This window comes from Cloacibacterium caeni (genome assembly GCF_907163105.1).
Classification (GTDB): domain Bacteria; phylum Bacteroidota; class Bacteroidia; order Flavobacteriales; family Weeksellaceae; genus Cloacibacterium; species Cloacibacterium caeni_A.
This window is the reverse complement of record NZ_OU015321.1, coordinates 470,454-483,718: the sequence shown is the minus strand read 5'-3', so window position 1 is coordinate 483,718 and position 13,265 is coordinate 470,454. Positions and strand designations below refer to the sequence as shown.

Here is a 13,265-nt window from a genome sequence, read left to right as displayed (position 1 = left end):
GGCAAAAAAATTGTTTAATAAACAGTATGAAAAACCAAATCTTTAAAAATATATTCTTTTTCGTTGGCTTCATCACGCTCATGAGTTTTACTTTTGTGAAAGATAATTTTATTCTTTGGCAAGAAAATAAAAAATTGAAAATTCAAGATTTTAAAGCTGAAAATAAAGACACGATAAAAGTAAATCGACAGCAATTTTTAGGAGCAATAAGTGCCATTAGAATAGAATATTCATCATTTCAAAGAAATAAAAATTCGGTACCTGACTTTTCTATTAAAACGTATTTTGACCCTAATGAATCTTGGATGCTTCTCAAAAACGATTATGTCTTACAACACGAGCAAATTCATTTTGACCTCACCGAATTGTATGCTCGAAAAATGAGAAAATCCGTAGAAAGTCTCAGACAAAAAAACATAACTAATATTTCTATTTACCGAAAGAAAATCCAGCATTGGAATGTAATGAAAGAAAAAGCTTCCAACCAATTTGACGCAGATAATCAGGATTATTACATTAAAATTGGACAAAAAATTCTCTTCCAAAAAAATCCAAAACAAGAAGCTTGGAAGAAAAAAGTAGACCGAGAATTATTTCAATACAGTCTATTTAAAAATGCTGATTAATCACAAATAGTGCTTAATTTTTTCTAAATTTGAGCCACACGAAATTATATCTCAATATGAAAAAATTAGCGTTACTCTTCGGATTGTTCTTTTCTTTATTTCTAATGGCTCAAAAAAAATACGTAGTCGTTATTCACGGTGGTGCAGGAACCATCATCCGAGAAAAAATGTCTCCCGAGTTAGAAGAAGAATATTTAGAAAAACTCACCGAAGCGCTTCAAAAAGCTTATGCAGAAATTAAAAACGGTAAAACTTCCGTGGAAGCGGTAGAAGCAGCCATCGTAGTGATGGAAGATTCTCCATTGTTTAATGCTGGAAAAGGAGCTGTTTTCACGCATGATGGAAAGAATGAACTAGACGCTGCCATTATGAATGGAAAAGATAAAAAAGCAGGTTCCATCGCAGGAGTTCACACCATCAAAAATCCTATAAAAGCAGCGATTGCTGTAATGGAAAAATCAGAACACGTGATGCTTTCTGGTAACGGTGCGGAACAATTTGCTAAATTACAAGGTTTAGAAATCGTAAATCCTAAATATTTCTGGACAGAAAACCGTTGGAAATCCCTTCAAAAAGCAAAAGAATTAGAAAAATTAATAAATCCAAAAGCAGAAAATTCAAAACCTGACTATTTCATCGTTGACCAGAAATTTGGAACCGTAGGTTGTGTTGCTCTTGACCAATTTGGGAATTTGGCAGCAGGAACTTCTACTGGCGGAATGACTAATAAAAAATATGGAAGAATTGGCGATGCACCGATTATTGGTGCAGGAACTTATGCTGATGAAAATGTAGGAATTTCTGCAACAGGATGGGGCGAATTTTTCATTCGTTCTACTGCAGCCAGAACCATCGCAGCCAAAATTCAATATTTGAATAAAGATGTGAAAACCGCAGCTCAAGAAACCATAGACGAAATCGAAAAAATGGGCGGTGATGGTGGTTTAATTGCGCTAGACAAAAACGGAAATATCGCTATGCCATTTAACACTTCTGGAATGTACAGAGGCGCCATTACAGAAGATGGAGAAATAGAAGTGGAGATTTATAAATAAGTTGGATAGTGGATGGTGAATGTCGGATGATGGAAGATTTAAATTTTAACTATTCTTCATTAAAGTGATTTAAATTTTTTAAAATTTAAAAAAGTGAGTTCCGTAGGGACGAAACGTTTGTAGTAAAATTAATACCAAAACAAATAAAGTTCCGTAGGAACGACAGAGCATATGAAACAAATAATTCTATTATTAGTAATGCTTTTAAATCTTCTTTTATCTCGTAACAATTCCGTAATTTCGCAACTAATTCTTTAGAATTTAAACTATAATGCTACAAGCAAATCACGTTACCAAAACATATAGTGCTGGAAAAAAAATTGCATTGCAAGATTTCAGCATTCACGTTCCAAAAGCTACTGTTTATGGACTTCTCGGTCCAAATGGAGCAGGAAAAACCACTTTCATCAGAATTATCAACCAAATTACACAAGCAGATTCTGGCGAAGTTTTCATCAATGGAGAGAAACTAAATCCTCATCATATTAAAGACATCGGTTACATGCCGGAAGAAAGAGGATTGTACAAAAACATGACTGTTGGCGACCAAATTCTCTATTTCGGAGCGCTCAAAGGAATGAAAAAGCAAGATGCGCTATCTCAAGCGAAATATTGGTTTGACCGTTTAGAAATTGACCATTGGTGGAACAAAAAACTTTCTGAACTTTCTAAAGGAATGGCGCAGAAAATTCAGTTTGTGGTAACTGTATTGCATCAACCCAAATTATTGATACTCGATGAGCCATTTTCTGGATTTGACCCGGTGAATGCGAATTTAGTAAAAGACCAAATTCTTCAACTGAAAGAACAAGGAACCACTATCATTCTTTCTACTCACCGCATGGAAAGTGTAGAAGAACTTTGCGATAGTGTGGCTCTCATCAATAAATCTAGAAAAATTCTTGATGGAAAAGTCTTTGAAGTAAGAGAAAAATTCAAGCAAAATCTATTCAAAGTTGTTTTGTCTGACGTAAATACTGAAAATTTAGAAACGCTGAAAAATCAGTATCAACTGGTCAATATTCATGACCAACATGGTTTAATTTCATTTGACTTAAACTACAATGAAGACCAAAATCTTCTGCTCAATGATTTAATGAAAGCAGGAAAAATCAGAAGTTTTGACGAAAAAATTCCGAGCATGAATGAAGTATTTATTACAGCAGTAAGCTCTCCGCAATCAGCAATCAGCAGTTTATAATTATTAATTTTTCACAAAAAATATAAGGCAGAATGCATATTGCAGAAAGCCGAAAGCAACAAAATGAAAAATATCTTCATCATAACCAAAAGAGAATTTTTAACACAGGTTAAAAAGAAATCTTTTATCATTCTCACGCTTTTAGCCCCAATTCTATTGATAGGATTCGGTGCATTAATTGCTTTTATGCTGAAAGCGAATGAAACCGAATATACTTTTAATGTCATCGATAAAAGTGGCGTATTTCAACAAAACATGAAAACACCAAAAGATGTGAAGTTTATTTATCTGCCAGAATCTACAGAACAAGCTTTGACAAGTACACTTCCAGAAATGGTAGACAATGTAGATGGACTGCTTATTATTCCCAAATTGCAAGACCAAAATTTTGAAAATTTACAAAAACAAACCCAACTTCTGGTCAATAAAAACATCGGTTTTGATGTGAAGCAAAACATCGCTTTTTCGATGTCTGAAGTGATTAAAAAAGAAAAAATCAAAAATCTGGGACTTACAGAAGCTCAAATCGAAAATATTGATAAAAACTTCGAAATCAACACCAAAAATGTGGTGGACAATAACAAACAAGATAGCACACTTGCTTTTGGTGTAAAATCTGGTTTGAGTATGGGTTTGATGTACGTGACTTTTATGTTCATCATCATCTACGGAGTTCGTGTAATGCGCAGTGTTTTAGAGGAAAAAAACAACAGAGTGGTAGAAATCATCATCTCTTCTGTAAAACCTTTTGAACTGATGATGGGCAAAATTCTAGGGGTTACATTGGTCGCTTTAACCCAATTTGCCATTTGGATTACTATGACCATTTTAGGTGCTATTTTCTTTAATCAAGGTTTTTCTAAAATTTCTGGAAATCTTCCTCAGCAAGAAGAAATTCCGTTGGATAAATTAGATATTCAAAGCGTTTTCGCAGAAATTTCGCACTCTCTTTTGGACATGAATTTCGGAATTATCATTTTTGTGTTCATCGTTTTCTTTTTGTTGGGCTACATTTTTTACAGTTCTATGTATGCAGCGATTGGTTCTGCCGTAGACAATGAAACCGAAACCCAACAATTTACCATGATTGGTATTTTACCATTAATGCTGGGAATGTATGGAAGCTTTGGGTTAATCAATAATCCAGAAGGACCGATGGCTTTTTGGTTATCTATTATTCCGCTTACTTCACCAGTAGCTATGATTGCGAGAATTCCTTTTGGCGTTCCTGTTTGGCAAATTGCACTTTCTATTTTCTTATTGGTGATTTCTACGCTTGGAATGGTGTATTTGGCTGCCAAAATTTACAGAGTAGGAATTCTAATGTACGGCAACAAAGCCACTTTTAAAGAACTTTGGAAATGGATTAGAACAAGCTAAACTCAGTGATGAGTGATGAGTTATGAGTTATAAATGATAAAATCGTTGCAGTGATGTGACGATTTTTTTGTTAAATTAGCAAAAAAAAAAAATCATGAAAAGCTTTCTTACATTCATTTTATTAATTCTTTTAATTTCTTGTAAAAACCAAAAAACAAATTACATAGTTTATTATAATAAAGTTTTAATTGCGGATAGTATTATGCGCTTTGAAAATGATACCATTAAATCATTAAAAAAATATAGAAAAGTATTTAAAAAATTTGAACCCAAAAATGATGATAGACTTAATGAATTTGAAAATTTTATTATATTATCTGATTATTACAACAAAAACTTTGGTGGAAAGAAAAGCTTACTAAAATTAGTTAAATTAAATGGTTACAATTGGGAAACAAAGAAAAATGACAAAAAGATCATCTATTTATTAGAAAAATATAAAGTTGATAGCTCTGACGTAAATAATGTGATTAAAAATTGGAACAAAAATTTAAATAAAACTCTAATTGACTCTTTTAAAATAGCTTTAAAAAGAGATCAAGAAGAAAGACCAACTAATTTAAAATTAGTCAAAAAAAATGTAGATAAAAACGCCAGATTATTAATATGGACATTTGAAAATTATGGCTTCCCTTCTAGTGATAAAATTGGTTGGTTTCCTATGCTTACATTTTTAACTCATATGATTGAAAGTGACAAATATCCATATTTTGAGAAAAAATTACCTGAATACGTCAAATCAGGTGAGTGTTCTCCAAGAGATTACGCAATGATGATAGACTATAATTTATTATTCGTAGAAAAACAAAACAAAACTATTTATGGATTTAATGGTGTTGAAATCATTGACTCAATACAAGTAAATAAAAATCGTAAAAGCATAGGATTACCAGGTTTAATACACAATTCTAAAATTAGAAAAGATTTAAAAAAATCAAAAAAAGTAAGCAAAATTTAAAAAATACTTAGCTTAAATTTATGAGCTAATATTATTGCCAAATGAAAACTCACGAAAAAAAATTTGAAGACATTTATAACTTGCTGAAAGAAAAACTTGGCGAAAAAGTAATTTTTTCTCAAGGACATGAAACAAAATTTTTGGAGTTGAAAGATTCAAAATTTTGGTTGTCCATTAATAAAGATGAGTTAACTGTTGGTTTTGGAGTAAACCACAGCCATTTTAGTGAAGATTACAACAATTTGGAAAATGGAATAATTAGAGTTTTTGATTTATTGACTAATTAAATTAAAACGACATTATATATAAAGGGAGATTATATTTATAAGGAAATTACAGAAATTATTTATTCAAATGGAAAAACTTTTAATATTGGTAAATCTAGTATTTTGTTTTATCCCTTCTGAAAAAAAAGAAAATCATTACGAAATATTCAGATGTAATAATAGAGAAAAATAAAATAGAACTTGAATTCAACAAGATTTAATTTCAATTACTTTACATCAAAATCAATTACAATTAATTTTAATTCATAAAATCTACCATGCAAACCCTCTCCACCATTTTAGTCGCATTAGTAGCCCTAGAACATCTTTACATTTTATATATGGAGATGTTTGCTTGGGAAACTTTGGGCAAGAAAACTTTTAAAGGTTCTTTGCCAAATGAACTCTTTAAACCTACCAAAAAATTAGCCGCCAATCAAGGCTTGTATAATGGGTTTTTGGCAGCAGGATTAATCTGGAGTTTCTTCATAGAAATTCCAGAATGGCAAAAGAATATTCAGTTTTTCTTTTTGGGTTGTGTAATCGTAGCGGGAATTTATGGTGCGCTTACTGCTTCTAGAAAAATATTTTTTGTACAAGCATTACCAGCGATTTTAGCTTTGGTTTTTGTACTTTTAAGATAAAACAAAAAACCTCAAGAAAAATTCCTTGAGGTTTATTTAATATTTTAAATTTTTAATTTTAATCAAAAATATAGGTAATTCCTGCGCTTAAAACGTGTTGTCTTTTCGTAGAGTTGGTAGCACCATCTTGTGGTTCTTTTCCCATTAAATCTGGTAAATTATTGCTTACTCCAAAATCAAATCTTCCTACAATTTCTAATTTTCTTTTGTAGCTAAATCCTAAACCTGCAGAAATGGCTAAATCAAACGCTGCTGCTTTACCAAATTCTTCTACATTATAGATGCTTCTGGAAGGATTTTCAACTTTTTGACTGAGTAAAAAACCGAATCTCGGTCCTAATTGTCCAAAAAACTCTGATTCTGCCTCAGAAAAATAAGCTTTAAAATAAACAGGAACACTTAAGTAATTATTCGCGTAAACGGTTTCTCCGTCCCCTTTTTCACCTGCACTTAAATATTCTACTTGTGGTTGCAAATAAAACATGTCATCTCCTCCAATTGGAATGATTGCCAATGCTCCTCCATAAAACGAAATTCTAGAAGAAGAAGGGTTGTGCGCATTTTGAATTCTTGAATACGTAGGCCCTGCAATGAGACCAAATCTGGTAGAAGAAAAATCTACTTGCGAAAAAATAGGGGTAAAAATGAAGCCCACAGAAATGATCAATAATTTCTGAAGCCAAGTGTTAACATTTGTTTTCATTGTGTTTTATTTAAATAAAAACTTCATAATAAAGATTATTATGAAGTTTAAAATATTTGTAATATCAAAGATAATGATTTATCCTAATACTTTAGCAATAGTTTTACCGATATCAGCTGGAGAAGCTACAACGTTGATTCCGCATTCCTCCATGATTTGCATTTTTGCTTGAGCCGTATCTTCAGCACCACCTACGATTGCACCAGCGTGTCCCATAGTTCTACCTTTAGGAGCAGTTTGACCAGCGATGAAACCTACTACTGGTTTTTTAGAACCAGAATCTCTGTACCATCTTGCCGCTTCAGCTTCTAGAGAACCACCAATTTCACCAATCATCACTACTGCATCAGTTTCTGGGTCGTTGATGAATAATTCTAAAGCTTCTTTAGTAGTTGTTCCGATGATTGGGTCACCACCAATACCGATTGCAGTAGAAACACCGAAACCAGCTCTTACCACTTGGTCTGCAGCTTCGTAAGTTAAAGTACCTGATTTAGAAACAATACCTACTCTACCTTTTTTGAAAACGAAACCTGGCATAATACCGATTTTAGCTTCGTCTGAAGTGATAATTCCAGGGCAGTTAGGACCGATTAATCTAGCACCTTTGTCTTTAATATATTCTTTTACTTTTACCATATCAGCTACCGGAATTCCTTCTGTAATACAAACGATTACTTTAATTCCAGCTTCTGCAGCTTCCATTACAGCATCTGCAGCAAATGCAGGTGGTACAAAAATAATAGAAACATTAGCTCCTGCTTTAGCAACTGCGTCTGCAACAGTGTTGAAAACTGGCTTACCAAGATGTTCAGTTCCTCCTTTTCCTGGAGTTACACCACCTACTACGTTGGTTCCGTATTCAATCATTTGAGTTGCATGAAAAGTTCCTTCGTTTCCTGTAAATCCTTGTACGATTACCTTTGAATCTTTATTTACTAATACTGACATGATTTTATTTTTTGCTTTTGGCTTTCAGCTTTTGGCTTTCAGCGATTATATTTTACTTTTTACAAATTTAATTATTATTTATGGTATAAAAAAATTAGGATTTTATTCATCATATTTTTTTAATACTTCAATTAATTGTTCATCTTTTAATCTATTATAATTGATTTGCTCAATTAATTGAAATAAATCTGGTCTATCATACATTATTTCTTTAAGCTTCTTTCTATTATTAGTTAAAACATCCAAGAAAACATACTCATTCGGACTTTTTACAATAATTTCGTAGGAACCTTGAGAATGATCATACATATTTTCATTATAATCTCGGTACCATTTTATTTTTTTGCCTTCATAAATTAATTCAAAAAGTCCATATTTTTCAATCGGTCTTTCAAATATTCTCTCTTTTCCTTTTAAATCTATAAATTCAATACTTTTGAATTCATTAAAAAGATGCTTTTCTTTTTTGCCCTTTTCATTTACAAAAATTACATTTTTTTGAGTTATGCTATTTTCATAAATTTCATTTTCATAGAACATGCTAACTCTAAATCTCACTTTAGCATTTAGCTCTTTTCCATCTACAAATTTTATTTTACAATCAATATCTTTTGATTGTGCATAAAAAAAACTGTGTAAAATAAAAATAAATAATACAATAACTTTTTTCATTATTACAAATTTTTAAGCTTTATTTCTTTCTTTAAATACTCTCTAAATTCTTCGGCTAAGCTACCGAAATAAGTTTTGCCACCTTCTAAGTCTCTGTTCACTCCAGTTTTACCTAAAAGTACCGCTCCTTTTCCTACTCTTTTACCAGAAGCCATACCCACTTGACCCCAAACTTGTACATCATCTTCTATGATACAACAACCTGCAATCATCGCTCCTGAAGCTACTAGAGTTCTTTCGCCAAGTACAGTGTCGTGACCTATTTGGATTAAATTATCAAGTTTTGAGCCTTTTTTGATGATGGTAGAATCTGTAACACCACGGTCTATGCAACAGTTAACCCCGATTTCTACCTCATCTTCTAAAATCACATTTCCTACGGAAAGCATTTTTCTGTAACCTTCCGCATTTTTGTTGTAATAGAAAGCATCGCCACCTAAAACAGTTCCTGCCTGAATGATACAATTATTGCCAATGACCGTTCTGTCACCAATAACTACATTTGGGAAAATCATACAATTATCCCCAATTTTCACATCATTTCCGATGATTACAGAAGGGTGAATTTTACAATTTTCGCCAATAGAAAGATTGTTACCAGTAGTTTCAAAAGTTTGAATACCCGTAAAATGGTCGTTGATTTTATTAAAGTCTCTGAAAGGATCATCAGAAACCAAAAGTGCTTTTCCTTCTGGACAAGCAACTTCTTTATCTATCAAAATGATGGTAGCTTCGGAATGAAGCGCTTTGTCATAATATTTAGGATGATTGACAAAGACTATTTCTCCTTTTTTTACGCGATGGATTTCATTGGTTCCAAAAATTTGAAAATTTTCGTCGCCTACATATTTCGCACCGATGAGTTCGGCAATGGTTTTAAGGGTTTGTGGAGATTTGAAAGTCATATTTTATAGAGATACGAGATACGAGATACGAGATACGAGAAAAACTCGCAACTCGTTTCCCACTTCTCAAATTATTTTACTCTTTCTAGGTAAGTACCGTCTTCTGTGTTTACTTTAATTTTGTCACCAGCTTCTATGAAAAGCGGAACCAAAACTCTAGCACCCGTTTCTACGATGGCATTTTTAAGTGCATTCGTTGCAGTGTTTCCTTTTACACCTGGATCTGCTTCTATTACTTCTAGGTAAACAGTAGGTGGAATTTCAGCTGAAAGTGGAGTTTCGTCTGCTTCTTTCATAATGATGGTTACTTCTTCACCCGCTTTCATGAATTGAGCGTTTTCAATCATTTCTTTGTTCAAATACATTTGAGAGAAATCTTCGTTATTCATGAAGTGGAAACCATTCTCATCATCATATAAGTATTGAAATTTACGAGTAATTACTTTTACTTCGTCTATTTTATGACCTGCAGAAAAAGTATTATCAATTACTTTTCCATTGGTTACAGATTTTAGTTTAGTTCTTACGAAAGCAGGACCTTTTCCTGGTTTTACGTGTAAAAATTCGATTACTTTATAAATGTCATTGTTGAATTCTATACAAAGACCTTTTTTAATATCATTACTTGTTGCCATTAATATTTATTATTTTTTAAAATATGTTTTTATTCTTTTCCTGTTCCGTAACCTTTTACAATTCCACGAGGTGAATTTTTAATAAATTCTAAAATCTCGTCTCTTTCTTCCGTAGGTGGCATTTCGTTTTCGATGAATCTTGTAGCCTGAGAAACATTCATTTTAGATTGAAAAAGATATTTGTAGATTTTTTGAATTTCTAAAATTCTATCATTACTGAAACCTCTTCTTCTTAATCCCACAGAATTAATTCCTGCATAAGACATAGGTTCTCTCGCTACTTTTACATAAGGTGGAATATCTTTTCTTACGAGTGTTCCTCCAGAAATCATCACGTGTTTGCCTATTTTGCCAAATTGGTGTACCGCAGAAAGACCTCCCATTACAGTGAAATCTCCTATTTCTACGTGTCCTGCAATTCCGCAACCGTTTACAATGATGACATGGTTTCCTAGAACACAGTCATGAGCGATGTGAGAAGTAGCCATGATAAGGCAATCATTTCCTACTTTGGTATAGCCTAATGCTTTGGTTCCCCTGTTGACGGTTACACATTCTCTGATGGTAGTATTGTCTCCAATAATGGTCAATGTTTGTTCACCATCAAATTTCAAATCTTGTGGAATTGCAGAAATTACCGTTCCGGGAAAAATTCTACAGTTTTTACCAATTCTTGCACCATCCATAATGGTAACATTGGGACCAATCCAAGTTCCTTCTCCTATTTCTACGTCTGCAGCAATGGTGGTAAAAGGTTCTATGGTAACATCTTTGCCAATTTTGGCACGTCTGTCTACAGCGGCTAATTGATGAATCATGAGTCTAATTTGGTTTTAGCAACTTGAGCCATCAATTCTGCTTCTACTACTACGCTATCTCCTACGTAACCGTAACCTTGCATGTGAACAATGCCTCTTCTTATAGGTTCTATTAGTTCTATTTTAAAAATAAGAGTATCTCCAGGAATTACTTTTTTCTTGAACTTTACCTTATCTATTTTAACAAAATAAGTGGAATAATTTTCTGGGTCTGGAACATTTGCCAAGACTAAAATACCTCCAGCTTGAGCCATAGCTTCGATTTGTAAAACACCAGGCATTACTGGTTCTTTAGGAAAATGACCTACAAAAAAAGGTTCATTCATCGAAACATTTTTAAGACCTACCACATGAGATTCTGATAATTCTAAAATCTTATCAATCAACAAAAATGGTGGTCTATGTGGTAAAAGACGCATAATCCCGTTAATATCAAAAACAGGTTCTGCTTTTAAATCAAAATCTGGCACGTTTTTCTTTTTTTGTAATTTCCACTGTCTGTTTAGTTTTTTCGCAAATTGTGTATTCACGAAATGTCCAGGTTTAGTAGCAATTACTTTTCCTTTAATTTTTACTCCCGTTAAAGCTAAATCACCGATTACATCTAGCAATTTATGACGCGCAGCTTCATTAGGATAATTAAGGGTAAGATTATCTAAAATACCATTAGGTCTTATGGTAACTTCTTCTTTACCGAAAGCTTTTTTAAGTTTTTCAGCGGTTTCTGGAGTTAATTCTTTGTCTACATAAACAATAGCGTTAGAAATATCTCCACCTTTAATTAAGCCACTATCTAAAAGCATTTCTAATTCGTGTAAGAAACTGAAAGTTCTCGCTGATGAAATTTCATCTTTAAAATCTGTAATATTTTTAAGAGAAGCATTCTGAGTTCCTAAAATTTTAGTCCCGAAATCTACCATTGTAGTAATTTCGTAGTTTTCAGAAGGAATAATGGTAATTTCTGAGCCTGTATTAGGGTCTACATAGTTCATCACTTCTTTGATGACTAAATATTCTCTATTTTGCTCTTGTTCTACCACTCCAGCTTCTTCTATTGCTTCTACGAAAAATTTAGAAGAACCATCCATAATTGGTGGTTCTGCACTGTTCATTTCTAAGATAGCATTATCAATATCCATTCCTACTAGAGCAGCTAATAAATGCTCACAAGTATGGATTTTAACACCTAATTTTTCTAACGTAGTACCTCTTTCTGTAGTCGTTACATAATTTACATCTGCTTCCACTTGAGGATTACCTTCTAAGTCTGTTCTTACAAATACAAAACCTGTATTTTCTTTAGCAGGTTTCATGGTAAGGTTTACTTGTCTTCCTGTGTGAAGTCCAATTCCAGAAAGTGATACTTCTTTACCTAAAGTCTTCTGTTTTTCACTCATTAGTATTTTCTTTTGAGTTTTTTTCTAGATTATTTATTCGTTCAACAATTTCAGGGAATTTTCTGAAAAGCACATAGCTTCTTCTGTAATCACCGGCATTGAAAGCAGGTGTTCCGAAGAGTGTTTCCCCGTCTTGTACATCTCTATTTATTCCGCTCTGCGCTTGTACTCTAATCTGGTTACCTATTTTGAGATGACCAGCAACACCAGTTTGTCCGCCAATCATATTCCAGTCTCCAATAACGGTAGAACCAGCTATACCAGCTTGTGCTGCGATAACGTTATTTTTACCAATTTTTACGTTATGAGCAATCTGAATCAGATTATCTATTTTAGTTCCTTCGCCAATAACAGTAGAACCGATAGTTCCTCTATCTATACTGCAATTAGAACCTATTTCTACATTATTTTCTATAACTACATTCCCTAATTGTGGAATTTTTTGATAGCCATCTTTCGTAGGTTGAAAACCGAAGCCATCACTTCCTACCACAGTATTAGAATGAATGATGCAATTATCACCAACCACACAGTAATCATAAATTCTAGCACCGCTATAAATAATAGAGTTATCGCCAATTTTTACATTTTTTCCGATGTAAACTTGAGGGAAAATCTGTGTTCCGTTACCGATTTTTGATTTATCTGAGATATAAGAATGTGCACCCACGTAGACATTTTCGCCTATTGTTGCACTGTCTGCAATGGTAGAAGGTTGTTCAATTCCTGATTTTTTTTCTTCTCTCATCTGTTGATAGAGATTCATTAAAACCTGAAAAGCCAAATAAGCGTCTTCTACTACAATAAGTGTAGGTTTATAGTTTTCTTCTTTAACAAATTTTTCAGAAACAATGATCACAGAGGCTTCTGAAAGTGAAATAAATTCTGCAAATTTTTCTTGAGAAACAAAAGAGAGTTGACCATTTTGCGCATTCTCTATGGGCGAAACACCTGTAATTGAGGCATTTTCGTCTCCCAAGATTTTTCCATTGATAAAACTTGCAATTTGAGCTGCAGTAAATTCCATATCGTGCAAAGATACGAAAATCTTATT

At 32.9% G+C, this 13,265-nt stretch carries 15 protein-coding genes; 7 read left to right on the top strand and 8 right to left on the bottom strand.

The features are described from left to right. Nucleotides 1–26 precede the first annotated feature (26 nt). The 7 genes from KKQ76_RS02225 to KKQ76_RS02195 all read left to right on the top strand — a co-directional run bounded on the left by KKQ76_RS02225 (nt 27) and on the right by KKQ76_RS02195 (nt 6,130). Nucleotides 27–626 carry a hypothetical protein gene (locus KKQ76_RS02225; protein WP_213195634.1) on the top strand — a complete coding sequence of 200 codons (600 nt, stop codon included), beginning with the start codon at nt 27–29 and terminating at the stop codon, nt 624–626. A gap of 56 nt (nt 627–682) precedes the next feature. After that, nucleotides 683–1,681 carry an isoaspartyl peptidase/L-asparaginase family protein gene (locus tag KKQ76_RS02220; protein WP_213195633.1) on the top strand — a complete coding sequence of 333 codons (999 nt, stop codon included), beginning with the start codon at nt 683–685 and terminating at the stop codon, nt 1,679–1,681. Nucleotides 1,682–1,952: 271 nt separating this feature from the next. After that, nucleotides 1,953–2,882, top strand: a complete 930-nt coding sequence (locus tag KKQ76_RS02215) for an ABC transporter ATP-binding protein (protein WP_213195632.1) — start codon at nt 1,953–1,955, stop codon at nt 2,880–2,882. A 63-nt stretch (nt 2,883–2,945) separates the two neighbouring features. After that, nucleotides 2,946–4,262 carry an ABC transporter permease gene (locus KKQ76_RS02210; protein WP_213195631.1) on the top strand — a complete coding sequence of 439 codons (1,317 nt, stop codon included), beginning with the start codon at nt 2,946–2,948 and terminating at the stop codon, nt 4,260–4,262. Nucleotides 4,263–4,356: 94 nt separating this feature from the next. Continuing rightward, on the top strand, nt 4,357–5,220 hold the full coding sequence (locus tag KKQ76_RS02205; RefSeq protein ID WP_213195630.1) for a hypothetical protein: 864 nt from the start codon (nt 4,357–4,359) through the stop codon (nt 5,218–5,220). A gap of 41 nt (nt 5,221–5,261) precedes the next feature. After that, entirely contained in the window at nt 5,262–5,507 is a 246-nt protein-coding gene (locus KKQ76_RS02200) for a hypothetical protein (protein WP_213195629.1), read from the top strand. Nucleotides 5,508–5,764: 257 nt separating this feature from the next. After that, complete coding sequence (locus KKQ76_RS02195; RefSeq protein ID WP_213195628.1) at nt 5,765–6,130, top strand: DUF1304 domain-containing protein; 366 nt, start codon at nt 5,765–5,767, stop codon at nt 6,128–6,130. A gap of 58 nt (nt 6,131–6,188) precedes the next feature. On the opposite strand, the gene KKQ76_RS02190 is transcribed toward KKQ76_RS02195, so the two are convergent. The 8 genes from KKQ76_RS02190 to lpxD all read right to left on the bottom strand — a co-directional run bounded on the left by KKQ76_RS02190 (nt 6,189) and on the right by lpxD (nt 13,238). Next, the gene (locus KKQ76_RS02190; RefSeq protein ID WP_069798078.1) at nt 6,189–6,833 is read right to left on the bottom strand and encodes an outer membrane beta-barrel protein; all 645 of its coding nucleotides are present in this window, start codon (nt 6,831–6,833) and stop codon (nt 6,189–6,191) included. Nucleotides 6,834–6,911: 78 nt separating this feature from the next. Further along, on the bottom strand, nt 6,912–7,784 hold the full coding sequence (gene sucD, locus KKQ76_RS02185) for a succinate--CoA ligase subunit alpha (protein ID WP_069798080.1): 873 nt from the start codon (nt 7,782–7,784) through the stop codon (nt 6,912–6,914). Nucleotides 7,785–7,886: 102 nt separating this feature from the next. Continuing rightward, nucleotides 7,887–8,456, bottom strand: coding sequence for a hypothetical protein (locus KKQ76_RS02180; protein WP_213195627.1), 570 nt, complete (start codon nt 8,454–8,456; stop codon nt 7,887–7,889). Between the two features lie 2 nt (nt 8,457–8,458). Then, entirely contained in the window at nt 8,459–9,361 is a 903-nt protein-coding gene (locus KKQ76_RS02175; RefSeq protein WP_213195626.1) for an LpxD N-terminal domain-containing protein, read from the bottom strand. 71 nt (nt 9,362–9,432) lie between these two features. Then, nucleotides 9,433–9,996, bottom strand: a complete 564-nt coding sequence (gene efp / locus KKQ76_RS02170; protein ID WP_213195625.1) for an elongation factor P — start codon at nt 9,994–9,996, stop codon at nt 9,433–9,435. Nucleotides 9,997–10,025: 29 nt separating this feature from the next. Continuing rightward, complete coding sequence (gene lpxA / locus KKQ76_RS02165) at nt 10,026–10,814, bottom strand: acyl-ACP--UDP-N-acetylglucosamine O-acyltransferase (protein ID WP_213195624.1); 789 nt, start codon at nt 10,812–10,814, stop codon at nt 10,026–10,028. Then, entirely contained in the window at nt 10,811–12,211 is a 1,401-nt protein-coding gene (locus tag KKQ76_RS02160) for a bifunctional UDP-3-O-[3-hydroxymyristoyl] N-acetylglucosamine deacetylase/3-hydroxyacyl-ACP dehydratase (protein ID WP_213195623.1), read from the bottom strand. The genes lpxA and KKQ76_RS02160 overlap by 4 nt, the downstream gene beginning before the upstream one ends. Beyond that, nucleotides 12,204–13,238: a UDP-3-O-(3-hydroxymyristoyl)glucosamine N-acyltransferase gene (gene lpxD, locus KKQ76_RS02155; RefSeq protein ID WP_213195622.1), complete on the bottom strand. Its 1,035-nt coding sequence runs from the start codon at nt 13,236–13,238 to the stop codon at nt 12,204–12,206. The genes KKQ76_RS02160 and lpxD overlap by 8 nt, the downstream gene beginning before the upstream one ends. Nucleotides 13,239–13,265 lie beyond the last annotated feature (27 nt).

Bases quoted from the DNA above. Each gene is read 5' to 3' on its own strand.
- KKQ76_RS02225 (WP_213195634.1), top strand. From the start codon at position 27: ATGAAAAACCAAATCTTTAAAAATATATTCTTTTTCGTTGGCTTCATC.
- KKQ76_RS02220 (WP_213195633.1), top strand. From the start codon at position 683: ATGAAAAAATTAGCGTTACTCTTCGGATTGTTCTTTTCTTTATTTCTA.
- KKQ76_RS02215 (WP_213195632.1), top strand. From the start codon at position 1,953: ATGCTACAAGCAAATCACGTTACCAAAACATATAGTGCTGGAAAAAAA.
- KKQ76_RS02210 (WP_213195631.1), top strand. From the start codon at position 2,946: ATGAAAAATATCTTCATCATAACCAAAAGAGAATTTTTAACACAGGTT.
- KKQ76_RS02205 (WP_213195630.1), top strand. From the start codon at position 4,357: ATGAAAAGCTTTCTTACATTCATTTTATTAATTCTTTTAATTTCTTGT.
- KKQ76_RS02200 (WP_213195629.1), top strand. From the start codon at position 5,262: ATGAAAACTCACGAAAAAAAATTTGAAGACATTTATAACTTGCTGAAA.
- KKQ76_RS02195 (WP_213195628.1), top strand. From the start codon at position 5,765: ATGCAAACCCTCTCCACCATTTTAGTCGCATTAGTAGCCCTAGAACAT.
- KKQ76_RS02190 (WP_069798078.1), bottom strand. From the start codon at position 6,833: ATGAAAACAAATGTTAACACTTGGCTTCAGAAATTATTGATCATTTCT.
- sucD (WP_069798080.1), bottom strand. From the start codon at position 7,784: ATGTCAGTATTAGTAAATAAAGATTCAAAGGTAATCGTACAAGGATTT.
- KKQ76_RS02180 (WP_213195627.1), bottom strand. From the start codon at position 8,456: ATGAAAAAAGTTATTGTATTATTTATTTTTATTTTACACAGTTTTTTT.
- KKQ76_RS02175 (WP_213195626.1), bottom strand. From the start codon at position 9,361: ATGACTTTCAAATCTCCACAAACCCTTAAAACCATTGCCGAACTCATC.
- efp (WP_213195625.1), bottom strand. From the start codon at position 9,996: ATGGCAACAAGTAATGATATTAAAAAAGGTCTTTGTATAGAATTCAAC.
- lpxA (WP_213195624.1), bottom strand. From the start codon at position 10,814: ATGATTCATCAATTAGCCGCTGTAGACAGACGTGCCAAAATTGGCAAA.
- KKQ76_RS02160 (WP_213195623.1), bottom strand. From the start codon at position 12,211: ATGAGTGAAAAACAGAAGACTTTAGGTAAAGAAGTATCACTTTCTGGA.
- lpxD (WP_213195622.1), bottom strand. From the start codon at position 13,238: ATGGAATTTACTGCAGCTCAAATTGCAAGTTTTATCAATGGAAAAATC.